22 protein-coding genes and 1 pseudogene are annotated in these 24,218 nt (G+C 69.8%); 18 read left to right on the forward strand and 5 right to left on the reverse strand.

What is annotated here, in order from left to right:
- Nucleotides 1-20: 20 nt before the first annotated feature.
- Nucleotides 21-428, forward strand: coding sequence for an OB-fold nucleic acid binding domain-containing protein (locus ABZS64_RS07430; protein WP_355824432.1), 408 nt, complete (start codon nucleotides 21-23; stop codon nucleotides 426-428).
- 3 nt (nucleotides 429-431) lie between these two features.
- Complete coding sequence (locus ABZS64_RS07435) at nucleotides 432-1,169, forward strand: DUF3159 domain-containing protein (protein WP_355824434.1); 738 nt, start codon at nucleotides 432-434, stop codon at nucleotides 1,167-1,169.
- 105 nt (nucleotides 1,170-1,274) lie between these two features.
- Here the strand turns inward: ABZS64_RS07435 and ABZS64_RS07440 are convergent, their stop codons facing one another.
- A complete protein-coding gene (locus tag ABZS64_RS07440; RefSeq protein WP_266481867.1) occupies nucleotides 1,275-1,943 on the reverse strand; it encodes a TrkA family potassium uptake protein in 669 nt (222 codons plus the stop codon).
- Nucleotides 1,943-2,611: a TrkA family potassium uptake protein gene (locus ABZS64_RS07445; RefSeq protein WP_355824437.1), complete on the reverse strand. Its 669-nt coding sequence runs from the start codon at nucleotides 2,609-2,611 to the stop codon at nucleotides 1,943-1,945. The genes ABZS64_RS07440 and ABZS64_RS07445 overlap by 1 nt, the downstream gene beginning before the upstream one ends.
- A gap of 184 nt (nucleotides 2,612-2,795) precedes the next feature.
- Between ABZS64_RS07445 and ABZS64_RS07450 the strand changes: the two genes are divergently transcribed.
- Both ABZS64_RS07450 and ABZS64_RS07455 read left to right on the forward strand, forming a co-directional pair.
- A complete protein-coding gene (locus ABZS64_RS07450) occupies nucleotides 2,796-4,844 on the forward strand; it encodes an APC family permease (protein ID WP_355824440.1) in 2,049 nt (682 codons plus the stop codon).
- A gap of 85 nt (nucleotides 4,845-4,929) precedes the next feature.
- Nucleotides 4,930-6,258, forward strand: a complete 1,329-nt coding sequence (locus ABZS64_RS07455) for a TRAM domain-containing protein (RefSeq protein WP_355824443.1) — start codon at nucleotides 4,930-4,932, stop codon at nucleotides 6,256-6,258.
- 73 nt (nucleotides 6,259-6,331) lie between these two features.
- Here the strand turns inward: ABZS64_RS07455 and ABZS64_RS07460 are convergent, their stop codons facing one another.
- Nucleotides 6,332-7,807: an APC family permease gene (locus ABZS64_RS07460; protein WP_355824446.1), complete on the reverse strand. Its 1,476-nt coding sequence runs from the start codon at nucleotides 7,805-7,807 to the stop codon at nucleotides 6,332-6,334.
- A gap of 160 nt (nucleotides 7,808-7,967) precedes the next feature.
- Between ABZS64_RS07460 and ABZS64_RS07465 the strand changes: the two genes are divergently transcribed.
- Nucleotides 7,968-9,146, forward strand: coding sequence for an ROK family transcriptional regulator (locus tag ABZS64_RS07465; protein ID WP_355824448.1), 1,179 nt, complete (start codon nucleotides 7,968-7,970; stop codon nucleotides 9,144-9,146).
- A 6-nt stretch (nucleotides 9,147-9,152) separates the two neighbouring features.
- Here ABZS64_RS07465 and ABZS64_RS07470 read toward each other — a convergent pair whose 3' ends face one another.
- Entirely contained in the window at nucleotides 9,153-9,722 is a 570-nt protein-coding gene (locus tag ABZS64_RS07470) for a PadR family transcriptional regulator (protein WP_355824450.1), read from the reverse strand.
- A 123-nt stretch (nucleotides 9,723-9,845) separates the two neighbouring features.
- Here ABZS64_RS07470 and ABZS64_RS07475 point away from each other — a divergent pair, with 123 nt between their 5' ends.
- The 5 genes and pseudogenes from ABZS64_RS07475 to ABZS64_RS07495 form a co-directional block, all read left to right on the forward strand.
- Nucleotides 9,846-10,280, forward strand: a complete 435-nt coding sequence (locus ABZS64_RS07475) for a nuclear transport factor 2 family protein (RefSeq protein ID WP_355824453.1) — start codon at nucleotides 9,846-9,848, stop codon at nucleotides 10,278-10,280.
- 81 nt (nucleotides 10,281-10,361) lie between these two features.
- Nucleotides 10,362-10,760, forward strand: coding sequence for a cell division protein SepF (locus tag ABZS64_RS07480; RefSeq protein WP_355824454.1), 399 nt, complete (start codon nucleotides 10,362-10,364; stop codon nucleotides 10,758-10,760).
- 56 nt (nucleotides 10,761-10,816) lie between these two features.
- Entirely contained in the window at nucleotides 10,817-11,989 is a 1,173-nt protein-coding gene (locus ABZS64_RS07485) for an ATP-binding protein (protein WP_355824457.1), read from the forward strand.
- Nucleotides 11,990-12,078: 89 nt separating this feature from the next.
- Complete coding sequence (locus ABZS64_RS07490; protein WP_355824460.1) at nucleotides 12,079-12,423, forward strand: nucleotide pyrophosphohydrolase; 345 nt, start codon at nucleotides 12,079-12,081, stop codon at nucleotides 12,421-12,423.
- A 182-nt stretch (nucleotides 12,424-12,605) separates the two neighbouring features.
- Nucleotides 12,606-13,055 (forward strand): annotated as a pseudogene (locus ABZS64_RS07495) (DUF6099 family protein); the annotation flags it as partial.
- 221 nt (nucleotides 13,056-13,276) lie between these two features.
- On the opposite strand, the gene ABZS64_RS07500 reads toward ABZS64_RS07495, so the two are convergent.
- Nucleotides 13,277-13,555, reverse strand: a complete 279-nt coding sequence (locus ABZS64_RS07500) for a hypothetical protein (protein WP_355824729.1) — start codon at nucleotides 13,553-13,555, stop codon at nucleotides 13,277-13,279.
- A 251-nt stretch (nucleotides 13,556-13,806) separates the two neighbouring features.
- Here ABZS64_RS07500 and ABZS64_RS07505 point away from each other — a divergent pair, with 251 nt between their 5' ends.
- From ABZS64_RS07505 to ABZS64_RS07540, 8 genes are all read left to right on the forward strand, one after another.
- On the forward strand, nucleotides 13,807-14,730 hold the full coding sequence (locus tag ABZS64_RS07505; RefSeq protein WP_355824463.1) for an LLM class F420-dependent oxidoreductase: 924 nt from the start codon (nucleotides 13,807-13,809) through the stop codon (nucleotides 14,728-14,730).
- Between the two features lie 5 nt (nucleotides 14,731-14,735).
- The gene (gene mmuM, locus ABZS64_RS07510) at nucleotides 14,736-15,659 is read left to right on the forward strand and encodes a homocysteine S-methyltransferase (RefSeq protein WP_355824466.1); all 924 of its coding nucleotides are present in this window, start codon (nucleotides 14,736-14,738) and stop codon (nucleotides 15,657-15,659) included.
- 20 nt (nucleotides 15,660-15,679) lie between these two features.
- The gene (locus tag ABZS64_RS07515) at nucleotides 15,680-17,155 is read left to right on the forward strand and encodes a 3' terminal RNA ribose 2'-O-methyltransferase Hen1 (protein WP_355824469.1); all 1,476 of its coding nucleotides are present in this window, start codon (nucleotides 15,680-15,682) and stop codon (nucleotides 17,153-17,155) included.
- Entirely contained in the window at nucleotides 17,152-19,704 is a 2,553-nt protein-coding gene (locus ABZS64_RS07520) for a polynucleotide kinase-phosphatase (protein WP_355824472.1), read from the forward strand. Before ABZS64_RS07515 ends, ABZS64_RS07520 begins: the two co-directional genes overlap by 4 nt.
- 224 nt (nucleotides 19,705-19,928) lie before the next feature.
- On the forward strand, nucleotides 19,929-20,585 hold the full coding sequence (locus ABZS64_RS07525) for a Crp/Fnr family transcriptional regulator (protein WP_355824475.1): 657 nt from the start codon (nucleotides 19,929-19,931) through the stop codon (nucleotides 20,583-20,585).
- Nucleotides 20,582-20,911 carry a hypothetical protein gene (locus tag ABZS64_RS07530; RefSeq protein WP_355824478.1) on the forward strand — a complete coding sequence of 110 codons (330 nt, stop codon included), beginning with the start codon at nucleotides 20,582-20,584 and terminating at the stop codon, nucleotides 20,909-20,911. The genes ABZS64_RS07525 and ABZS64_RS07530 overlap by 4 nt, the downstream gene beginning before the upstream one ends.
- Nucleotides 20,911-22,842 carry a hypothetical protein gene (locus tag ABZS64_RS07535; protein ID WP_355824481.1) on the forward strand — a complete coding sequence of 644 codons (1,932 nt, stop codon included), beginning with the start codon at nucleotides 20,911-20,913 and terminating at the stop codon, nucleotides 22,840-22,842. The genes ABZS64_RS07530 and ABZS64_RS07535 overlap by 1 nt, the downstream gene beginning before the upstream one ends.
- An 81-nt stretch (nucleotides 22,843-22,923) precedes the next feature.
- Nucleotides 22,924-24,156, forward strand: coding sequence for an arginine deiminase (locus ABZS64_RS07540; RefSeq protein WP_355824484.1), 1,233 nt, complete (start codon nucleotides 22,924-22,926; stop codon nucleotides 24,154-24,156).
- Nucleotides 24,157-24,218 lie beyond the last annotated feature (62 nt).

Below are 24,218 nucleotides of genomic sequence, written 5' to 3' on the forward strand. Positions count from 1 at the left end.
ACGGCCGGTAGGCTTGATGCATGAGTGCCGTACCCCGTTCCGAGAAGGCTGAGAAGCCGGCCGGGCGCTTCCGCCGTATGCTCGACCGGCTGTCCACCTCCCAGCAGGACCTCGAGTCCGAAGAGCTGCAGGAGGACGCGCAGGCATCGGGGTGTACCCGCATCGCTGAGTGCCACGACCGCCAGATAGTCAGGGTGACTGGTACCTTGCGCACCGTCACCCTGCGTCCGCGGGCCGGCGTGCCCGCGCTGGAGGCGGAGCTCTTCGACGGCACGGCCCCGCTGGACGTCGTCTGGCTCGGCCGCAGGTCCATCGTGGGCATCGAACCGGGCCGCAGGCTCATCGCCTCGGGCCGGATCTCCATGAGCCACGGCCGCCGGGTGCTGTTCAACCCCAAATACGAACTCCGACCACTCGGACAGGAGTAGCCGGTGACGTCTCTCGACAAGCCGACCACCAAGACGAACGACCAGCAGCAGGACAGCGACGCCAAGGCAGTCACGGAGGCGGCGCTGTTCGAGGCCTTCGGCGGCGTGCGCGGCATGGTGGAGACGGTCCTGCCCGGACTGCTGTTCGTCACGATCTTCACGGTCAACAAGGAGCTGCACATCTCGGCGATCGCGGCGCTCGCGGTCTCGCTGCTGCTCGTCGCGGTCCGCCTGATCCGCAAGGACACCGTCAAGCACGCCTTCAGCGGCGTCTTCGGGGTGGCCTTCGGCGTGGTCTTCGCGATGATGACCGGCAATGCCAAGGACTTCTATCTGCCGGGCATGATCTACACCCTGGGCCTCGCGGTGGCGTACATCGTCACGACGATCGTCGGCGTCCCGCTGATCGGCCTGATCCTCGGCCCGGTCTTCAAGGAGAACCTCTCCTGGCGGACGCGGAACCCGGGCCGCAAGAAGGCCTACGCCAAGGCCAGCTGGGCGTGGGGCCTGATCCTGCTCGCCAAGTGCGCGATCCTCTTCCCGCTGTACTGGTGGGCGGACACCGCGCAGCTCGGCTGGGTCCTGGTCGCCCTGAAGATCCCGCCGTTCCTGCTGGCCGTGTATCTGACCTGGGTCTTCCTGGCGAAGGCGCCGCCGCCGATCGACGTGTTCGCGGAGATGGAGGCGGAGGAGCAGGCCGAGAAGGAGCGCAAGCGCGCCGCTGCCGCGCCCGACGTCTAGCCCGCGCCCTCGCGACGGCACACAAAAAGCCGGACGGGCTCGATGGCCGAGCCCGTCCGGCGATTCGTCCGGCGATTGAGGTCCGGGGCCGGAGCCCCGGAAGGGTCATGACGCGCGGCGCACCGACAGCAGGTCTTCCAGCTGTTCCTCACGCGCCTGAGCCGCCACGAACAGCAGCTCGTCGCCCGCCTCCAGCGTCTCCTCGGCACCCGGCGTGAGCACTCGCGAGCCGCGGATGATCGTGACCAGCGAGGTGTCCTCGGGCCACGCCACATCGCTGACCTGCGTACCGGCCAGCGCCGACTCCGGCGGCAGCGTCAGTTCGACCAGGTTCGCGTCGCCGTGGCTGAAGCGCAGCAGCCGTACGAGATCGCCGACGCTCACCGCCTCCTCCACCAGCGCCGACATCAGACGCGGCGTGGAGACCGCGACATCGACGCCCCAGGACTCGTTGAAGAGCCACTCGTTCTTGGGGTTGTTGACGCGGGCGACGACCCTCGGGACCCCGTACTCCGTCTTCGCGAGCAGCGAGACGACCAGGTTCACCTTGTCGTCACCGGTCGCCGCGATCACGACGTTGCAGCGCTGCAGCGCCGCCTCGTCCAGCGACGTGATCTCGCAGGCGTCGGCCAGCAGCCACTCCGCCTGCGGCACCCGCTCCACCGAGATGGCGGTCGGCGCCTTGTCGATCAGGAGCACTTCGTGCCCGTTCTCCAGCAGCTCACCCGCGATGGAACGGCCCACCGCGCCGGCGCCCGCAATAGCGACCCGCATCAGTGACCGCCCTCCTCAGGGCCTTCGGCGAACGCCGCTTCGACCTTCTCGATCTCGTCCGTACGCATCATCACGTGGACCAGATCGCCCTCCTGCAGAACCGTCTGCGACGTCGGCAGGACAGCCTCGCCCAGCCGGGTGAGGAAGGCGACCCGTACGCCCGTCTCCTCCTGCAGCGTGCTGACCTTGTGGCCGATCCAGGAGGCCGAGGTGTGCACCTCGGCGAGCTGCACGCCACCGCTCGGATCGCGCCACAGCGGCTCCGCCCCGGACGGCAGCAGCCGCCGCAGCATCTGGTCGGCCGTCCAGCGGACCGTGGCGACCGTCGGGATGCCGAGGCGCTGGTAGACCTCGGCACGCCGCGGGTCGTAGATACGGGCCGCGACGTTCTCGATGCCGAACATCTCGCGGGCGACCCGCGCGGCGATGATGTTGGAGTTGTCGCCGCTGCTGACGGCGGCGAAGGCGCCGGCTTCCTCGATCCCCGCTTCACGCAGGGTGTCCTGGTCGAAACCGACTCCGGTGACGCGGCGGCCGCCGAACCCGGAGCCCAAGCGGCGGAAGGCCGTGGGGTCCTGGTCGACGACGGCGACCGTGTGCCCCTGCTGCTCCAGGGTCTGCGCGAGAGCGGATCCCACTCGCCCGCATCCCATGATGACGATGTGCACGACCGTCCTTCCGGCTGTCCATGGTCTTGCTGAGACCTAACTAGGGTCAGGGTCTCAGACCGCGGCCCAAGCTACACACGCGCGGTCCGCCCAGGGACCCCTCGTGCGATGGGAGCGAGAGATTCCGCGGCGGAGGGGGGTGGTGGGTGGGCGTGGCGCATATCGAACGCTTACGATCCTCTGCGTGTCCAAACTGACCGACCTCCCCAAACGGATCCTGATCGGAAGGGCGCTGCGCAGCGACCGGCTCGGAGAAACGCTCCTGCCCAAGCGCATCGCACTTCCCGTCTTCGCCTCCGACCCGCTGTCCTCGGTGGCGTACGCACCGGGAGAAGTCCTTCTGGTGCTCTCCATCGCGGGTGTGTCGGCCTATCACTTCAGCCCGTGGATCGCCTTGGCCGTCGTGGTGCTGATGTTCACGGTGGTTGCCTCCTACCGCCAGAACGTGCACGCCTACCCGAGCGGCGGCGGCGACTACGAGGTCGCCACCACCAACCTTGGCCCCAGGGCCGGCCTCACCGTCGCCAGCGCCCTGCTCGTCGACTACGTCCTCACCGTGGCCGTGTCGATCGCCTCCGGAGTCGAGAACCTCGGCTCCGCGATCCCCTTCGTGGTCGAGAACAAGGTTCTCTGCGCCATCGCGATAATCGTCCTGCTCACGCTGATGAATCTGCGGGGCGTGAAGGAGTCGGGCAAGCTCTTCGCCATCCCGACGTATGTCTTCGTCGCGGGCGTGTTCATCATGATCGCGTGGGGCGCCTTCAGGGGCTTCGTCCTCGACGACACCATGAAGGCCCCGACCGCCGACTTCGAGATCAAGGCCGAGCAGCAGGGGCTTGCCGGCTTCGCGTTGGTCTTCCTGCTGCTGCGGGCCTTCTCCTCCGGCTGTGCCGCGCTCACCGGCGTCGAGGCGATCAGCAACGGCGTCCCCGCCTTCCGCAAGCCGAAGAGCAAGAACGCCGCGAGCACCCTGGCCCTCATGGGCGGCCTCGCCGTCACCATGTTCTGCGGCATCATCGGCCTGGCCATGGCCACCGATGTGAAGATGGCCGAACAGCCCGCCGAGGACCTGCTGCGCAACGGCACCCCGGTCGGCGACGCATATGTCCAGAACCCGGTGATCTCCCAGGTCGCGGCTGCCGTCTTCGGTGACGGCACCTTCTTCTTCGTGCTGCTCGCCGCGGCCACCGCGCTGGTGCTGTTCCTGGCCGCCAACACCGCGTACAACGGCTTCCCGCTGCTCGGCTCGATCCTCGCGCAGGACCGTTATCTGCCCCGCCAGCTGCACACCCGCGGCGACCGGCTCGCCTTCTCCAACGGCATCGTGCTGCTGGCCGGCGCGGCCATCCTGCTGGTCTGGATCTACGGAGCCGACTCGACGAAGCTGATCCAGCTCTACATCGTCGGCGTTTTCGTCTCCTTCACGCTCAGCCAGACCGGCATGGTGCGGCACTGGAACCGCCATCTGCGGACCGAGAAGGACCAGGCCAAGCGCCGCCACATGATCCGCTCCCGGGCGATCAACACCTTCGGCGCCTTCTTCACGGGCCTGGTGCTGGTCGTCGTGCTCGCCACCAAGTTCACGCACGGCGCCTGGGTGGCGCTGCTCGGCATGGTGATCTTCTACGGGACGATGACCGCGATCCGCAGGCACTACGACGGGGTCGCCGCAGAGATCGCGGCCGCGGAGGAGCGTCCCGACGACTATGTGCGCCCGTCGCGCGTGCACTCCATCGTCCTGGTCTCCAAGATCCACAAGCCGACGCTGCGCGCCCTCGCGTACGCCAAGCTGATGCGCTCCGACAAGCTCGAAGCCGTCAGCATCAGCGTCGACACGGCCGAGACCAAGGCGCTCAAGGACGAGTGGGAGCGGCGCGGCATCAATGTGCCGCTGAAGATCCTCGACTCCCCGTACCGCGAGATCACCCGGCCGGTCATCGAGTACGTCAAGGGGCTGCGGCGCGAGAGCCCGCGGGACGTGGTCAGCGTCATCATCCCCGAGTACGTGGTGGGGCACTGGTACGAGCATCTGCTGCACAACCAGAGCGCCCTGCGGCTCAAGGGGCGGCTGCTGTTCACGCCCGGCGTGATGGTGACCTCGGTGCCCTACCAGCTGGTGTCCTCCGAGGCCGCGAAGAAGCGGGCGAGGAAGCGGCAGGAGTGGAACGCGCCCGGTTCGGTGCGGCGCGGGCCCGTGGACCAGCGCCCCAAGGATCCCAGCGGCAAGAGCTGAGGGGTCCGCGCACCCACGTAGACTGGGGGGCTGTCGTCCGCACACGGACGGCGGCCCCCTCTCTCATCCCTGGAGTCACCCCGTCATGCACAACGCATCAGAGTCGTCGCTTGTCGGGGAGGAGTACGAGGTCGAGGTCGGCCCCGTCGCACACGGCGGCCACTGCATCGCCCGCACCGAGGAAGGGCGGGTGCTGTTCGTACGGCACACGCTGCCCGGCGAGAAGGTCGTCGCCCGCATCACCGAGGGCGAGGAGGACTCCCGCTTTCTGCGGGCCGACGCCGTACGGATCATCGAGGCGTCCAAGGACCGTGTCGAGGCCCCTTGTCCGTACTCCGGCCCCGGGAACTGCGGCGGCTGCGACTGGCAGCACGCGAAGCCGGGCGCGCAGCGGCGGTTCAAGGGCGAGGTGATCGCCGAGCAGCTCCAGCGGCTCGCGGGCCTCACCCCTGAGGAGGCCGGCTGGGACGGCACCGTCATGCCCGCGCCGGGGGACAAGCTGCCCGCGGGCGAGGTGCCCGCGTGGCGCACGCGCGTGCAGTACGCGATCGACACGGAGGGCCGCGCGGGGCTGCGCAAGCACCGCTCGCACGACGTCCAGCCGATCGACCACTGCATGATCGCCGCGCCTGGTGTCACCGAACTCGGCATCGAGAAGCAGGACTGGCCGCAGATGGCCACGGTCGAGGCGATCGCGGCGACGGGTTCGAGCGACCGCCAGGTCATCCTCACCCCGCGCCCGGGCGGCCGGCTGCCGCTGGTCGAACTGGACAAGCCGGTCTCGGTGTTGCGGGTCGACGAGAACGACGGCGGAGTGCACCGGGTGCACGGCCGCGCCTTCGTACGGGAGCGGGCCGACGAGCGTACGTACCGCGTCGGCATGGGCGGTTTCTGGCAGGTGCATCCGCAGGCCGCCGACATCCTGGTCAAGGCAGTGATGCAGGGCCTGCTGCCGCGCAAGGGCGACATGGCGCTCGATCTGTACTGCGGCGTGGGCCTGTTCGCGGGCGCGATCGCCGACCGGGTGGGCGAGAAGGGTGCGGTCCTCGGCATCGAGTCGACCAAGCGCGCCGTCGAGGACGCCCGCCACAATCTCCAGGACTTCGAGCGCGTACGCATCGAACACGGCAAGGTCGAACAGATCCTGCCGCGCACCCGGATCACCGAGGTCGACCTGATCGTCCTCGACCCGCCGCGCGCGGGAGCGGGCAAGCAGACGGTGAACCACCTGGCGGGCCTGGGCGCACGGCGTATCGCGTACGTGGCCTGCGACCCGGCGGCGCTGGCGCGGGACCTGGCGTACTTCCGGGACGCGGGCTACAAGCCGCGCACGCTGCGGGCGTTCGACCTGTTTCCTATGACACATCACGTGGAGTGCGTGGCGATCCTTGAGCCCATCAAGAAGGACGACTGACCTGCGATTTCGCGCAGCAGCACCGCGGGACGAGGCTCCGTCCCGCGGTGCTGAGAGCTGATGGACCCGGCCCTCAGGCCGTGACCGTTTCCGTACCGCTGTCCTGTGGATCGGTCCCGCCGGCCTGCGCGGCGAGGTAGTCCTCCGAGATCTCCTTGGAACCGAACGGCCACACCTTCTCGTACCTCGCCCACACCACGAACGCCACACAGCCCAGCGCCAGCCAGGCCAGTGACCATTCGATGGGATGGCGGCCGGGGGAGTTCTTGTCGGCGTATCCGTAGATGACCAGCCAGCCCACCAACGCCACGATGCTCGGCAGCGGGTAGAGCCACATCCGGTACGGGCGGCGCAGGCCCGGCTGCCGTTTGCGCAGGGCGGTCAGGGCGACCACCTGGGCCAGGGCCTGGACGATCACCATCACCGTGGTCAGCAGCTGGATGAGCGTGGCCAGATCGGTGTGGCGGCCGATGAGGAAGCCGATGGCCGTGATGACTCCCATGGTCGCCAGGCCCAGCATCGGGAAGCGGTGCTTAGGGTGGAGCTTGCCGTACGGGCGGAAGAAGACCCGGTCGCGTGCCGCGTCGTACGGCACCCGCGACCCGCCGAGGAGTCCGGCGAAGACGGAGGCGAAGGCGGTGATGAGGATGAGCACGGTGACCGTGTTGGCGGCCCCCTTGCCCCAGGTCTCCTCCATGACGGCGGAGGCGACGGACGTCGAGGCGATGTCACCCGGGTCGGTCATCCGGTGCCAGTCGATGACGCCGAGGGTGCCGATCTGCAGCAGCAGATAGATCGCCATGATGCCGAGGATCGAGAAGATGATCGAACGCGGCAGCGTACGGCCGGGGTTCTTGATCTCGGCGCCCATGTAGGCGGTGGTGTTGTAGCCGAGGTAGTCGTAGATGCCGATCGTCAGGCCCGCGGCGAAGCCGACCCAGAAGGTGTTGCTGGTGAACTCGAAGGCGTGTGCCGGGTAGGTGAAGGCGAGGTCGGCGCTGAAGTCGGTGGCCGCGGCCACGATGACCAGGGTGACCGAGGCGATCATGACCGTCCACATGACGGCGGTGATCCTGGCGATGTGCTCGATGCCGCGCCACAGCAGCACGATCACCAAGACGATGACGCCGAGTCCTATCAGGTCGCCGGTCGACCGGCCCATGCCGGGCGCGAGGTAGCCGAGGTACTGGACGAAGCCCACCACGCCGGTCGACATGATCAGCGGGATGAAGAGCATGGCCGTCCATACGAAGAGGAACGGCATGAGCTTGCCCGTCCGGTACTGGAAGGCCTGGCGCAGATATACGTAACTGCCGCCGGATCCGGGCATGGACGCGCCGAGTTCGGCCCAGATGAGTCCGTCGGCGAGCGCCAGCACCGCACCGGCGACGAAGCCGATGACGGCCTGCGGTCCACCGAAGGCGGCAACCATCAGGGGGATGGTGACGAAGGGCCCGATGCCGCACATCTGGCTCATATTGATGGCGGTGGCCTGGAACGGGCCGATGCGGCGCACGAAGCCGTCGGCGGGCGGCGGGGTTCCGGACAAGGGAAGCCTCCCTGATCTCAGGTGGCGGGGCGGGGAGTTGTGGCCGATTCGTCAGTACTTCGCCAGAAAAGGGATGCACGACGGCGCCGGGTGTGATTAAGTTAAGGAGCTTTACTTGGTCCGTCAAGAGGTCGTCAGGGGATGCGTGAGTATTGACGGCATGACCACCAGCAGCGAGGAGAGCGCCGAGCAGCGCTGGAACAGGCAGCGACTGCGCAGCACCAATGAGCGGCTGCTGCTCGACCGGCTGCGAGCGGGCGGAGCCGCCTCGCGAGCCCAGCTCGCGCGCGAGACGGGCCTGTCGAAACCCACCGTCTCCAGCGCGCTCGCCGCACTGGAACAGGCAGGCCTGGTACGGGAAGCGGGCACCCACACCCCCGAACGCGGCCGCGCCGCCGTGCTCTACGCCCCCGACCCCGCCGCCGGATACGCGCTGGGGATCGACATCGGCCGCGACTGGCTGCGGGTCGCCCTCGCCGATCTGGACGGCTCGGTCGTCACCCGTACCGACGTACGCAACCGCGCCCGGACCTCCGCCACCATGGCCGATCTCGTGGTCGCCACCGCCCACCGGGTCGTCGCCGAGAGCGGCGTCGATACGGACCGGGTCGCCCAGGCCGTGGTCGGCACCCCGGGCGTGTATGACGAGGAACGGCATCGCGTGCGCTATGCCCTGCATCTGCCGGGCTGGGGCCGCGCAGGGCTCTTCGACCGGATGCGCGAGGAACTGGGCGTACCGCTCGCCGTCCACAATGACGCCAACCTCGCAGCCCTCGGCGAGTACACCTTCGGCGTCGGCTCAGGAAGCAGACTCTTCGTCTACGTGATGATCGGCACCGGCCTCGGCATGGGCATCGTCAGCGAGGGCCGCCTGTTCACCGGGGCACACGGCGGGGCCGGCGAGATCGGCTTCCTTCCCTGGCCGGGACGGCAGAAGCCCGACACTCTCGAGGACGCCGTCTCGGGCGAGGCCGTCGTCGAGGCCGCCCGCGCGCTCGGTATGACGGGACCGCTCACCGCGAAGGACGTCTTCGTCGCCGCGCGCCGCGACAACCCCGCCGCGGTCAGGGCGGTCCGGCAGGAGGGCGAACGCCTCGCGCACACCGTCGCCGCAGTGGCCGCCGTCCTCGATCCCGATCTCGTCGTACTCGGCGGCGGCGTCGGACACAGCGCGGACCTGCTGCTGCGCACCGTGCAGGACACCCTCAAGTCCCTTACGCCACTGCGTCCGAAGGTTGCGCCGAGCGCACTCGGAGAAGATGCGGTCCTGCTGGGGGCGGTGGCCACGGCGCTGGGGACGGCACGGGACGTGGTCTTCGAGCGCCGCGGCCCGGCCTAGGGGGTGTCACAACCGGGCGTGGTCCGACTGCCGTTCACGCAGTACGGCGGCGATCCGCAGGCACCAGGCGCGGTTGTCCTCCTCGAAGGCCAGACCGCGCAGACAGGTCAGATACGGCCCGATCCGCTCGCCCCGGCGCAGGAACTCCTCCTCTTCCATCTCGCCCCGCATCTTCCGTAGCAGCTTGCCGAAGAGCTCGATCTTGGCGGCTGCGACGGACGCGCGCTCTTCGAGCTGTTCGATCACCGGCCCGGTGCCGATGCGGTCGGCGGCCTGGACCTTGACAAGCAGATCGTCACGGATGAAGGACGGCTTCGACGTGGCCGCGGCGAACTGCTCCAGTTCGGCGAGACCGGCGTCGGTGACCTTGAACACGCGTTTGTTGGGCCGGGTTTCCTGGACCACCTGTCGACCCGTGACAAGACCGTCCTTCTCCAGCCTGGTCAGTTCGGCATAGAGCTGCTGGGGCAGGGCGTGCCAGAAGTTGGCGACGCCGACGTCGAACGCCTTGGCCAGTTGGTAGCCGCTGTGCTCGCCGTCGAGCAGTGCCGCCAGTACGGCATGTCGCAAAGCCATCGGGGCAGCCCCCTTCCCTCGGTCTCTGTCCGCATGATACTCAAGAAAGAGACTAGTCAGATTCTTGAGTAATAGCGTGTGGACATCAGAGCATCAGGAACATTAGGCACATCAGGAGGGCTCATGGAGACTGCCGAACGCTTCCGCGCTGCCGTGGAGAAGCGGGAACTCAGCGCGCTGGACGACCTGTTCACCGAGGACATCCGCTTCTACAGCCCGGTGAAGTTCACCCCCTTCGAAGGGCGGCCGATGGTGGTCGGGCTCCTCGGCGTCCTGCTGCGCACCTTCGAGGACTTCCGTTATGTCGGGCAGTTCGAGGGCACGGCCGAGACCAGCACGGACGGCCACGAGACCCCCTCGGAGATCCTGATCTTCCGGGCCGTGGTGAACGGCAAGGAGATTCACGGAATCGACCTGCTGCAGTTCGACGAGGCGGGCCTCATCAAGGAGTTCACCGTGATGGTCCGCCCCCTGTCCGCGGTGGAGGTCATGAGGGACGCAGTCTTCGCGGGCCTCGTCGCCGCCGGTCTCGTCCCCGACCCCGCCGCCGCGGGCTGATCCGGCTGCCCGCAGTGATCCTTGGCCGACTCGCCCGTGTCGCTGTTGGGCCGAACGGGTGAGGGGCGCGAGGATGGGCGCATGAGTAGGTACGAGAGGTACGACGTCACCGACGAGCAGTGGGAGGGCCTGGCCCAGGTCGTCCCGCTGCGCAGCCGTAACGAGTGGCCGTCGCGGGTCGACCACCGCACCGTCCCGCAGGACTACGCGGCGGCCGAGCAGCGTCGTTTCGTGGTCATGCGCGTGCAGGTGTTCGCCGACGCACGCGAGGTCGCCGATTACCTCATCGCCCAGATCCCGGTGCTGCTCGACCTCACCGGCGCCGACACCGAAGTCGCCAAGCGCATCCTGGACTTCAGCAGTGGAGTCGTCTTCGGACTCGGCAGCGGGATGCACCGGGTCGACCGGAACGTCTTCCTCCTTGCCCCGATCGGCACCGAGGTCGAGGGGATCGCGGCGGCCGCCGTCCCCCGTTCGTAGGAAGGTCGTCGCGACGGAACGGTTCCGCGCAATTCGTGCTGCGTACCGTCCCGATCATGAACGCGAACACCGCCACACGCACCGCCGCACACACCCCGCTCACCGGCGCCGACATCGTCCGCCCCACCGTCACCGAACTGCGGCTCTCCGCCTTCAGGGCGCACCGCGGCGCGGTCTTTCCCCTCGGTCCGCTGACGCTCTTCGCGGGCGCGAGCGGCAGCGGCAAGTCGAGTGCCCTGCAGGCGTACGAGGCACTGGCGCGGCTCGGAGCGGGCGAGGAACTCGAGAGCGTCTTCCCGGATCCCGCGGCGTGTGTTCCGGAGTGGGCCGAGGCCGACCGGCAGGGGCGCCGGGGATTCAGGATCGGCTGCACGGTCGACGGTCCGGCCGCTCCCGTCCAGCTCGACCTCGCCGTACAGGCCGAACCCGAACTGCGTGTCGTCGGCGAGCGGTTGACCAGCGGTGGACGGACCCTGCTGGCCACCGCGCTGCGCGATCCCGGACGGTCCTCCGTACAGGCGGCCTGGCACACGGCCGGAGCCGTGGCGGTGACGCGGGCCCCACTCCCGGACGACCGGCTCGGCACTGCTCTGCTGCCGCTGCGCGTGGCAGGTAAGACCGAGGGCCAGCTGCAGGTGCTGGCGGCCGCCGAGCAGGTGGTCGTCGCGCTGCGGTCGGTCTTCGCCTGCGATCCGCAGCCGCACCGGATGCGGGAGCCGGTCGCGGCGGGGGAGGGGCGGTTGCGGCGCGGCTGCGACAACCTCGCCGAGGTGCTGCACCGGACGCGGAGCGAGTGCGCCACACGGCATGCGCGACTGGCTGCTGCGGCACGGGTGGGGTGCGCGGGTGCGGTGGAGGACCTGGCCGTCGAGGAGTTGGGGGACGGGACGGTACGGGCGCTGCTGGGCCGGGGCGGGGTGCGCGGCGCGACCCCCGTGGGGCGGCTCGGCGAGGGCGAGTTGAGATTTCTCGCTCTCGCGCTGGTGCTGCTCACCGGGCCGGGGGTGCTGGCCATGGACCAGGCGGCCGAGGTGCCGTCGGCGTATCAGGCGCTCACCGTTCTCGCGGACGGCTTCGACCGCTGCCTGGATCCACGGCAGACGCGCCAACTGGTATCACTGGGCGCGGAGATGGCGGCGAGGGGGCATGTCCGGCTGGTGGGGGCTGTCGCCGATGCGTCGTACGTGCGCGGGGTGGAGGGTGTGACGGTGGTAGACCTGGTGCCGTGACGAGAGAAGACGAGCCGAAGCGGGACGAGCCTACGGAGGCCGGGCCTACGGAGGCCGGGCCTGCGGAACCCGGGTTGACGGGACCCGGGTTGACGGGACCCGGGTCGACGGGACCCGGACTGGATGTGGCGGGGTTGCAGCGCCGGCTCGCGGAGTTCGCGGCGGCGCGGGACTGGGAGCCGTACCACACACCGAAGAATCTGGCGGTGGCGCTGAGCGTCGAGGCGTCCGAACTGGTCGAGATCTTCCAGTGGCTGACGCCCGAGCAGTCGGCGCGGGTGATGGACAAGGAGAGCTCGGCGCACCGGGTGCGCGACGAGGTCGCTGATGTGCTGGCATATCTCCTGCAGTTCTGCGAGGTGCTCGGCATCGATGTGCTGACGGCGCTCTCCGAAAAGATCGACCGGAACGAGATTCGCTTCCCGGCGAAGTGATTCCGGGCGGGTCCGATACCCCGGCAATCAGGACCTCGTCACTCTATGGAGTTGCCCCGTTATCCACAACGGCCTTGGTGTCCACAGATTTCCGAATTCCCCTGGCGTTCAGGCTCAACCGCCTTCACTCTGGGTAATGAACTGAGTGGGCAGTAAGTCGTACGAACGGGGGCGGCGTACACATGGACGCGGAGCGGCTCATCGGGCTCAGTCGGCACGCCTTGGCGCGGAGCCGTGCAGTGCCCGACATCGTGGCGGAAGCCTGGCAGGCGCAGGCACTCGCGCAGGCGATCGGAAGCAGACTGGCGGCATATGGACCGCCGGAGTTGAGAGGTGAGGCACGCGGGCTGAGCGAGATCGGCGGACGTGCATGCGGGGTCCTCGACCATCCGATGGTGCGCAGCGGCGGGGTGAGGGCCTCGCAGCTGTCCGAAGTGGCGGATGCGCGGGAGACGTTGATCGGGCTGGGCGTGCTGTTGGCGGATGTGGGGATCGCCCTGGTCGGGGTCGCGTGTGCCACCGACGAAGAGGGGCTGTACTGGCAGTGCATCGAGGCGATAGACGCCGCCGACGAGTCGAGCGACCGGGTGCAGGGGATGCTGCGGCGGCTCGCGGTGCGGGACGCCGACAGGCCTCCCGATCAGGTCCGGGCCAGAGCCGGTCCGGCGGTTGCGCCGGCTGTGCCGAAGGTGTCCGGGACGCGGGAGCCGACGCGTTCGTCCGGCTCGTGCGGCTCGTCGGGCTCACCGGGCTCCTCCGGCTCGGTGGACAGCGCGGCTGAAGCCGTGGACGCGGTGGACTCGACGGCGGGGTCGTCATGACCTCGAAGGCACTGAGTGGGATCGGTGGACAATCAGGCGTCGCCCGGCCCGCGGTCGCCGGAGGACTGAAGGTCGGCATCGAGCTGGGAGAGATCGGCGGTCAGCGCCGCCATCAGCTCCTCCATCTGCTGCAAGAGACCCTTGGGTGCGCCGTCGCCCTGCTGCTGGGGCAGAGCCGGCTCGGTCATCGCCGGCTCCGGCATTGCCTGTTCGGACAGGGACGGCCCCGGTCCCGCCTGCTCCGGCACGGTCTGGTCGTGTGCGGCCTCTTCAGGTCGTACGGCCTGATCAGGTGCGGCGTCCTGGGGCATGGTGGTGGCCTCCTCGGCCCGGGCCGTTCCCGAGGGGGAAGGGCGACACGTGCGACAGACGCACCGACAGCGGCCGCCGGCGCGCGGGCCGGGCGGTCCGGCTCCGCCCGAGCCAACGACGGGCCCGGGCGGCCAGTCACTGCGGGGGCAGGGCGCCCTCCACCGGGTTGACGGTTTTCACCCGACCGGGCCGGAGTGGGCCTGGCCAGGACGGTGGGGTTGACGGCCGTTCGACGGTGCAGGATGGATGCATGGATCTTCGAATCTTCACCGAGCCCCAGCAAGGGGCGAGCTACGACACCCTGCTGACCGTTGCCAAGGCCACCGAGGACCTCGGATTCGACGCCTTCTTCCGTTCCGACCACTATCTCGCCATGGGTTCCACCGACGGGCTGCCCGGACCGACCGACGCCTGGATCACCCTGGCCGGGCTGGCCCGGGAGACCAAGCGGATCCGCCTGGGCACGCTGATGACCGCGGGCACCTTCCGGCTGCCGGGCGTGCTGGCCATCCAGGTCGCCCAGGTCGCCCAGATGTCGGGCGGCCGGGTCGAGCTGGGCCTCGGCGCGGGCTGGTTCGAGGAGGAACACAGGGCGTACGGCATTCCGTTCCCCAAGGAGAGGTCCGCGCGGCTCGAGGAGCAGCTGGCCATCGTCACCGGGCTGTGGGCCACGGAGATCGGCAAGACGTTCTCGTACGAGGGCGCGTACTACCAGCTCGCCGACTCGCCCGCGCTGCCCAAGCCGGCTCAGGCCAAGCTGCCGGTGCTGATCGGCGGGCACGGGGCGACCCGCACCCCGCGGCTGGCCGCGCAGTATGCCGACGAGTTCAACATTCCGTTCGCCTCGATCGAGGACAGCGAGCGGCAGTTCGGCCGGGTCCGTGCCGCCGCCGAAGCGGCCGGGCGCGGAGCGGACGACCTGGTGTACTCCAATGCCCTGGTCGTCTGCGTGGGCAAGGACGACGCAGAGGTGGCGCGACGCGCGGCCGCCATCGGACGGGAGGTGGAGGAACTGAAGGCGAACGGCCTGGCCGGTTCGCCCGCGGAAGTGGTCGACAAGATCGGGCGGTACGGCGCGATCGGCGCGTCCCGGATCTACCTCCAGGTCCTGGACCTCGACGACCTCGACCACCTGGAGCTGATCTCCGCCCAGGTCCAGTCCCAGCTGAGCTGATCCCTGTGCGCCCCGCCCGTACCCTCGCCGCCGCCCTTGCTGAAGACGTCGTCGTCCTCGACGGCGGCCTCTCCAATCAACTGGAGGCACAGGGCTGCGATCTGTCCGACGAGCTCTGGTCGGCGCGGCTGCTCGCCGACGATCCGGGCCAGATCGAGGCGGCGCACGCGGCGTATGTGCGGGCGGGTGCGCAGGTGCTCATCACGTCCAGCTATCAGGCCACCTTCGAGGGCTTCGCGCGGCGCGGAGTCGAACGGGACGAGGCGGCCGGGCTGCTGGCCCGCAGTGTTGAACTGGCCCGTGCCGCAGGCGGGTTGGTCCAGCGGGAGGTCTGGGTCGCGGCATCGGTCGGGCCGTACGGGGCGATGCTGGCGGACGGCAGCGAGTACCGGGGGCGGTACGGACTGTCCGTGCGGGAGCTGGAGCGTTTCCACCGGCCGAGGATCGAGGCCCTCGTCGCGGCGGGCCCCGATGTGCTCGCCCTGGAGACGGTGCCGGACATGGACGAGGCGGAGGCCCTGCTGGGGGCGGTGGAAGGGAGCGGATTGCCGGTCTGGCTCTCGTACAGCATCACCGGCGAGCGGACCCGGGCCGGCCAGGAGCTGGCTGCGGCCTTCGCCCTGGCCGCCGACCGGGACCAGGTGATCGCGGTCGGAGTGAACTGCTGCGAGCCCGGCGACGCGGACCGCGCGGTGGAGGTGGCGGCGGCGGTCAGCGGCAAGCAGGTGGTCGTCTATCCGAACAGCGGGGAGCGGTGGGACGCCGGGGGACGGCGGTGGCGGGGCGGGGCGACGTACGACCCGGGCAGGGCGCGGGACTGGCTGGCGTCCGGGGCCCGGCTGGTTGGCGGCTGCTGCCGGGTGGGGCCGGGGCAGATCGCGGAGCTGGCGGCAGCGGTCAGGGAGGAATTCCATGGTCGGGATGGGTGAATCCGGCCATACTCGGACGCGTGTTCCTGACGATCAGTACAACCGGCACCCCGGAACGTCCCGCGACCGACCTCGGATTTCTGCTGCACAAGCATCCCGACAAGGCGCAGACGTTCTCCACCTCGCACGGCACGGCGCATGTCTTCTATCCCGAGGCGTCCGCCGAGCGCTGCACTGCCGCGCTGCTGCTGGAGGTGGATCCGGTGGCGCTGGTGCGGCGCGGCAAGGGGAAGGGCCGCGGCGGTGCGCCCGATTCGGCGCTGGCGCAGTACGTCAACGACCGGCCGTACGCCGCGTCCTCGCTGCTGGCCGTGGCGCTGAGCAGCGTGTTCAAGAGCGCCCTGCGGGGTGTGTGCGCCGCGCTGCCCGGGCGCGCCGAGGCGCCGATGCCGTTGCGTATCGAGGTGCCCGCGCTGCCCGCGCGCGGTGGCGCCGAGCTCGTCCGGAAGCTCTTCGGGCCGCTGGGCTGGACATCGGTCGAGGTGGAGCCGGTTGCACTGGACGAGCAGTTCCCGGAGTGGGGCGACTCGCGGTACGTACAGCTGGTGCTTGAGGGGGAGCTCCGGCTCGCCGATGCGCTGCGGCAGTTGTACATCCTGCTGCCGGTGCTCGACGACGCCAAGCACTACTGGGTCGCGCCCGACGAGGTGGACAAGTTGCTGCGGGCGGGCGAGGGCTGGCTGGCCGAGCACCCCGAGCAGAAGTTGATCACCAGCCGCTATCTGTCGCGCCGCTGGGGGCTGACACGACAGGCGATGGAGCGCCTTGAGCTGGTACGGCTCGCCGAGGCCGACGACCTGGAGGTCGAGGCCGTCGACAACGCCGTGGACGAGACGACGGACACGGAAGAGAAGCCGGTGCCGCTCGCCGAGCAGCGGCGGGACGCGATCCTCCACGCCCTGCGTGGCGCCGGGGCGAGCCGGGTGCTCGACCTGGGCTGTGGGCAGGGCCAGTTGGTGCAGGCGCTGCTCAAGGATGTGAGCTTCACCGAGATCGTGGGTGTGGATGTGTCGGTGCGAGCGCTGACCATCGCCGGCCGCAGGCTGAAGCTGGACCAGATGGGCGAGCGCCAGGCCGCACGGATCAAGCTGCTCCAGGGCGCGCTCACGTACACCGACAAGCGCCTGGCGGGTTATGACGCTGCCGTACTCAGCGAGGTTATCGAGCACCTCGATCTGCCGCGGCTGCCCGCGCTGGAGTACGCGGTGTTCGGGTCGGCGCGGCCGCAGACGGTGATCGTGACCACGCCGAACGTCGAGTACAACGTCCGCTGGGAGACGCTCCCCGCCGGGCATGTGCGTCACAGCGACCACCGCTTCGAGTGGACACGCGCGGAGTTCCGCGCATGGGCCGAGGCCGTCGCCGAACGGGACGGCTACGGCGTCGAGTTCGTGCCCGTCGGGCCCGACGACCCCGAGGTGGGGCCGCCCACGCAGATGGCTGTGTTCACCAGGACCGACAAGGCCGGGACCGAGAAGGAGGCGAAGGCCGCATGACCACGTCCACGACCACCACGCCGAAGAAGCGCAAACTCCCGGTGACCGACCTGTCCCTCGTCGTCCTCATCGGCGCCACCGGATCGGGCAAGTCCACCTTCGCCCGTAAGCACTTCAAGCCCACCGAGGTCATCTCCTCGGACTTCTGCCGTGGCCTCGTCGCCGACGACGAGAACGACCAGAGCGCGAGCGGCGACGCCTTCGACGTACTGCACTACATCGCGGGCAAGCGGCTCGCGGCCGGGCGGCTGACCGTCGTCGACGCCACCAACGTCCAGCCGGAGAGTCGCAAGCAGCTGGTGCGGCTGGCGCGCGAGTACGACGTGCTGCCGATCGCGATCGTCCTCGATCTGCCGGAAGAGGTGTGCGCCGAGCGCAATGCCGTACGCCCCGACCGGGCCGGGATGCCCCGCCATGTCATCCAGCGCCACCGTCGCGAGCTGCGCCGTTCGCTGCGCGGCCTCGAGCGCGAAGGCTTCCGCAAGGTGCACATCCTGCGCAGCGTGGAAGAGGTCGAGTCCGCCGAGGTCGTCCTGGAGCGCCGCTACAACGACCTGACCCACCTCACGGGTCCATTCGACATCATCGGCGACATCCATGGCTGCCGCTCCGAGCTGGAGACCCTGCTGGCCACGCTCGGCTATGTGGACGGCGCACACCCGGAAGGCCGTACGGCCGTGTTCGTCGGTGACCTGGTCGACCGGGGACCGGACAGCCCCGGCGTTCTGCGCCGCGTGATGGGCATGGTCGCCTCCGGCAACGCCCTGTGTGTGCCGGGCAACCACGAGAACAAGCTCGGACGCTGGCTCAAGGGCCGGAATGTCCAGCACACCCACGGACTGGCCGAGACCATCGAGCAGTTGGAGAAGGAGGACGACGCCTTCCGCGAGCAGGTGCGGGAGTTCATCGACGGACTTGTCAGCCACTACGTCCTCGACGAGGGCAAGCTGGTCGTCTGCCACGCCGGTCTGCCCGAGAAGTACCACGGGCGCACCTCCGGGCGGGTCCGATCGCACGCGCTGTACGGCGACACCACCGGCGAGACCGACGAGTTCGGCCTGCCCGTGCGTTACCCGTGGGCGGAGGACTACCGAGGCCGGGCCGCTGTGGTCTACGGCCACACACCCGTGCCCAACACCTCATGGATCAACAACACCATCTGCCTCGACACCGGAGCGGTCTTCGGCGGCAAGATGACCGCGCTGCGCTGGCCCGAGCGTGAGCTGGTCGACGTACCGGCCGAGAAGGTCTGGTACGAGCCGGTCAAGCCGCTCGGCACCGAGGCGCCGGGCGGCCGCGAGGGCAGGCCGCTCGACCTCGCCGATGTGCAGGGGCGACGGGTCGTGGAGACCCGGCTCATGGCCCGCATCGGCGTGCGCGAGGAGAACGCAGCGGCGGCGCTCGAAGTGATGAGCCGTTTCGCGGTCGACCCGCGGCTGCTCACCTACCTTCCGCCGACGATGTCGCCGACCGCGACCTCGAAGGAGGAGGGCTACTTGGAGCACCCGGCCGAGGCCTTCGCGCAGTACCGGGCGGACGGCGTCGCGAAGGTCGTGTGCGAGGAGAAGCACATGGGCTCGCGGGCGGTGGCGCTGGTCTGCCGTGACGCCGAGGCCGCGCGCGAGCGCTTCGGGGTCGACGGCCCCACGGGCGCGCTGCACACCCGTACAGGACGTCCCTTCTTCGATGACCGGGCCATCACCGAGGAGATCCTTGACCGGCTGCGCACAGCCGTCACCGAGGCGGGACTCTGGCAGGAACTGGACACTGACTGGCTGCTGCTGGACGCCGAGCTGATGCCCTGGTCGCTCAAGGCCTCCGGGCTGCTGCGCTCGCAGTACGCGGCCGTCGGTGCTGCCTCCGGCGCCGTCTTCCCGGGCGCCACGGCGGCCCTGGAGGCGGCCGTGGCCCGCGGCGTCCCGGTCGACGCACTGCTGGCCAAGCAGCGCGACCGTGCCGCCGACGCCGCTGCCTTCACCGAGGCGTACCGGCGCTACTGCTGGACGACCGAGGGGCTGGACGGGGTGCGTATCGCGCCGTTCCAGATCCTCGCCGTGCAGGGGCGTTCGCTCGCCTCCGTACCGCACGACGAGCAACTGGCGTGGCTGGACAGGCTGGTGGAGCACGACCCGACGGGTCTGCTCCAGGTCACCCGGCGTCTGGTCGTCGAGACCGGCGACGAGGCTTCGGTCGCGGCCGGTGTCGACTGGTGGCTGGAGATGACCGGCAGGGGCGGCGAAGGCATGGTCGTCAAGCCGCTCCAGGCCCTGGCCCGGGACGAGAAGGGCCGGCTCGTGCAGCCGGGCATCAAGGTCCGCGGCCGCGAGTACCTGCGGATCATCTACGGTCCCGAGTACACCCGGCCGGAGAACCTTGAGCGGCTGCGCAACCGGTTCCTGAACCACAAGCGTTCGCTGGCGCTGCGTGAGTACGCGCTGGGTCTTGAGGCCCTGGACCGGCTGGCCGACGGTGAGCCGCTGTGGCGGGTCCACGAAGCGGTCTTCGCGGTGCTCGCACTGGAGTCGGAGCCGGTCGACCCACGGCTGTAATCGCACGCCAGGTCCACTGTACGAGGGGCGCACGGGTGCGGGTGAGGGGCGCACGGCCCTTTCGCGTTGACGCTCGAGCGCCGGGACACCTAGCGTTTTTCACCCTGCGGCGTGACGTGGCATCAACTCTGGGGCTGAGAACGCCACTTGACGTGGGAGGAAGCACACACCGACAGAAGCCGTGGTCCCCCGGAAAGGGCCTGATGGATCGTTGTGGGGGAGCGATGAGTCTGTTCGGCCAGGACCGTTCGTTCCTCGACGCCCTCAGCCCCCAGGACCGCCGGGCGCTGCTCGCCGAAGGCGCGCCCCGGGCGTACGAACCCGGCGACGTGATGATCCGCGAAAGGGACACCACGACCTATGTGCTGGCGCTGCTCTCCGGATGGGCCGTCGTTTCGGTCGAGACGGAGCGCAGCGCCCGGCTCATACTCGCGCTGCGCGGCGCGGGCGAGGTCGTGGGTGATCAGGCCGCCGTCGACCAGGGACCGCGCAGCGCCACCGTCACCGCGCTCGGCCGGGTGGAGGCGGTGGCTGTGTCAGGCGTCCGCTTCCGGGGCTTCCTCGCCGCCCGGCCGCACGCCACATCGCTGATCATGCGTCAGCTCAGCACCAGGCTGCGCAGCGCTGACCTCGAGCGTCGCTCCCTTGCCTCCGGGACCGTGCTGCAGCGGCTGGCCGCCCGCCTCCTGGAGCTCGCCGAGCGGGCGGGCCGCCGCTCCGGCGAAGGCACCGTGCTCGAACTCCCCTTGCCCCAGCACGACTTGGCCGCCGCCATAGGAGCGACCCGGGAGGCGGTCGCCAAGGCATTGGCGTTCACGGCCGTCCTCAACCGGATACCGTGGCGCGGGACCATATCGATGCGCCGGCGGCGGTCGCAGTGAACAAGAGCGATCTGGTGCGCTTCGACCCGTCCGTGGACCGCTGGCTGGGCCGCGCCCTGCCGCCGTACTTCGACGCGGACGCGGTGCGGGCCGAGAGCCGTGACGCCTACGCCTACGTGTCGCATCACGCCAGCTCCGCCTGGCTCAAGCCGTTCGACGACTGCGCCCACTGCACGCTGCACTTCGTGGCGGCGACCGGGGGACAGGCGCGGGGCGACGAGTTTCCCCACGGTGTCAGGCCACGCCGGGTGCTGGCACCCCTGCTGTCGATCTTCGCGATGTGCGGGCTCCTGCCGGGAGCGGAGCCGAGAGAGGTGGGCGTCTGATGGTCCGGCAAGAGGAGTCGGTGGACCAGATCGTCTTCCGCTGGGACGCGGACAACGCTTCGGGCACCACCGGATTCGGCCCGGTGGCCTGGTCCTGCGGCTCCGAGCAGGCGGACGCCGTCTTCCGCGGCACGGCCGCGCTGCTGCGGGCAACCGGCGAGGACACGGTGCCCGCGCTGGTCCGCCTGGAGCGTGAGAACAGTGCGCTGCTGCTGCACCGCACTCCCTGGCGCGACGAGAGCGGCCGCACGAGCACCATCTGCCATGCGCTGCTGGGGTCGTCCCAGATACTCGACCCCGAGACCTCTCTGGGGCTGTACGACTGGCACTTCGAGGGCAGCGACCTGCCGCTGGACGAAGTCCGCGGACCGCTCGGCCAGGTGCGGGCGGCCGAACTGCTGCGCTCCGCCATGGAGGGGCAGCGACGGCTGTCCGGGAGCCTGGCGGAGGCGGAGGAGGAACTGACCGGCGTGGTCGCGGAGTATCTGCGCCATCCCAGTCAGTGCTTCACGGTGCTCGACCGGCAGGGCGGCGACAGCGCCTGCCGGGTGCTGTGGGGAATGGCGGGCATCTTCGGCGGACTGGTGCAGCGGGGCTGGACGTTCGCCACGCACGACACCGCCGAAACCGGGCTGCTGCGCATCGTGTTCGTACGGAGCTGGCCGGGCGCCGCGGCTCAGGACACCCAGCGCCTGCGCACGGATCCGCGCGAGCGCTGCCGGGACCGCGCCGAGCAGCTCGCGGCCGAGCTGGTCCGGCACCATCTGCGGGCGCAGCGGGACGGGCGGGAGTTCGAGGTGGACAGGGAGCTGCGGCAGGCTGCCGCACGACGGGCGGGGAACGGGGGCGGACGAGAGACCCTGCTGGACACGGTGGAACGCGCGCTGTCCGCTCTGGAGAGCGCAGAACGCGCCCGCGCCCGCAGGGCGGAGGAACACCGTCCGCCGCCGTGGGAGGCCCCCGTGCCGTCGGCTCGTGAGCCGTACACCGACGGCGAGACGGATGCCGGGCCCGACCCGTACTCCCAGCGTGAGCAGACGACGCACCAACGGCCCCCGGCACAACCGCCGCGCATCCACGCGCAGCCGCCTGCGCACTCGGTCTCGCACCCGCCCGCGGGCGCGGCGGCCGAGCCCGATGTCCGGGTCGTCCGGCCGGAGTGGCCCGTCCCGCAAGGGAGCTCGCGCCGCATCGCCAGGCGCGGCGAGCGCCCCACCGTGGACCGGCACCACCTCCATGCCGTCCTTTCCGCCTTCCCCGATCGCTACGTCGGGCCCGCGAGCCAGGCCAGGACCGTGCTGCAGGGCGCCGGTGACGAGGACCTGCTCGACGCGCTGCGGACGGGCATCCACTACGAGGCACTGACCCTCCTGATGGCGGAGATCGCCCGCCGGTGGCCGAACTGGCGGCATCGTCAGCGGCGTCACCTGTGCGACACCCTCCTCGACCTGGATCTCTTCCTGACCGAGGGGCACGGCCTCGGCATCGGCGGTCCCAGCGACGAGATCCGGGCCGCCAACGCCGCATCGCTGTACCGCTGGGCGGTCCGCCCCCTGCTGAACGACCCGGTACCGAACACCCGGCTGGGCGAGCTGCTGCCCCGGCTGAGCACCGGCCCGCACCGCGCCGGCCGTGCCGCGGTCTGGCAGATCGTGTCGGGCGAGCGGCCCGGACTGCCCGAAACGGTATGGCTCTCACTGCTCAAGGCGGCGTACGGAAGGCACGAGCCGGGTGCAACCGCCCCCGACGCACGGGCGGTCTCGCACGGCCTCCCGGACCGTCCTGCGCCGGACCACCCCCCGCCGTCGGCAGCGGCCCCGCGCGACCCCGACCACTCCGGGGCCCAGGACGGCCGCATGATCGTCGTCGCCCTCGCCGGTGTGCTCGTGGTGGCCGTGGCTCTGATCGTGATGCTGTGGAACGTGGTGTGATCGCCTGCCGACCGTCAAGATTCACCGGATGAGTGGCCATTCGCCGGGTGAAGGGTGCTCAGTGCGGGTGAGGATGGGGTCATGGGATTCCACGTCGACTCCGAGACCGGGCGGCTGCGCCAGGTCATACTGCACCGGCCAGATCTGGAACTGAAGCGCCTCACGCCCAGCAACAGGGACGCTCTGCTCTTCGACGATGTCCTGTGGGTGCGCCGTGCCCGGCAGGAGCACGACGGGTTCGCGGACGTGCTGCGCGACCGCGGGGTGGAGGTGCACCTCTTCGGTGATCTGCTGCGCGAGTCGCTGGAGATCCCGGAGGCCAGAAAGCTCGTCCTGGACCGGGTCTTCAACGAGAAGGAGTACGGTCCGCTCGCCACGGATCACCTCCGCGCGGCCTTCGACGGGCTGCCCACGGCCGATCTGGTCGAGGCGCTGGTCGGCGGAATGACCAAGCGGGAGTTCCTCGCCGGTCATTCCGAGCCGACGTCCGTCCGCTTCCATGTGATGGACCTGGACGACTTTCTCCTCGGCCCGCTGCCCAACCACCTGTTCACCCGCGACACCTCGGCCTGGATCTACGACGGCGTCTCCATCAACGCCATGCGCTGGCCGGCCCGGCAGCGCGAGACCGTCCACTTCGAGGCGATCTACAAGCACCATCCGCTCTTCACCGGTCCGGAGGCGGGGGAGTTCCACCACTGGTCGGAGGGGCAGGACGACTATCCCTCGACCATCGAGGGCGGTGACGTGCTGGTCATCGGCAACGGCGCGGTGCTGATCGGCATGAGCGAGCGCACCACACCGCAGGCGGTGGAGATGCTGGCGCGCGGGATGTTCGCCGCCGGTTCCGCCCGCACCATCGTGGCGCTCGACATGCCCAAGCGGCGGGCCCTCATGCATCTCGACACCGTGATGACGATGGTCGACGGCGACATCTTCACCCAGTACGCGGGGCTCGGCACGCTCCGCTCGTACACCATCGAGCCGGCCGACGGCGGCCAGGCGCTCAAGGTCACCGACCATCCGCCGGAGCACATGCACAGCGCCATCGCCGCCGCGCTCGGCCTGAAGGAGATCCGGGTGCTCACGGCGACGCAGGACGTGCACGCGGCGGAGCGGGAGCAGTGGGACGACGGGTGCAATGTTCTCGCCGTCGAGCCGGGTGTCGTCGTGGCGTATGAGCGCAATGTCACGACAAACACCCATTTGCGCAAGCAGGGCATCGAGGTGATCGAGATCCCCGGCAGCGAACTGGGCCGGGGCCGGGGAGGCCCTCGTTGTATGAGCTGTCCCTTCGAACGCGACGCCGTCTAAGTATGGGTCGCTGTATAGCAATGCAGATCTGCGTATATACTTCCACGGTCACCGCATCCGCG

It is taken from the genome of Streptomyces sp. NPDC005408, assembly GCF_040606445.1.
GTDB lineage: Bacteria > Actinomycetota > Actinomycetes > Streptomycetales > Streptomycetaceae > Streptomyces.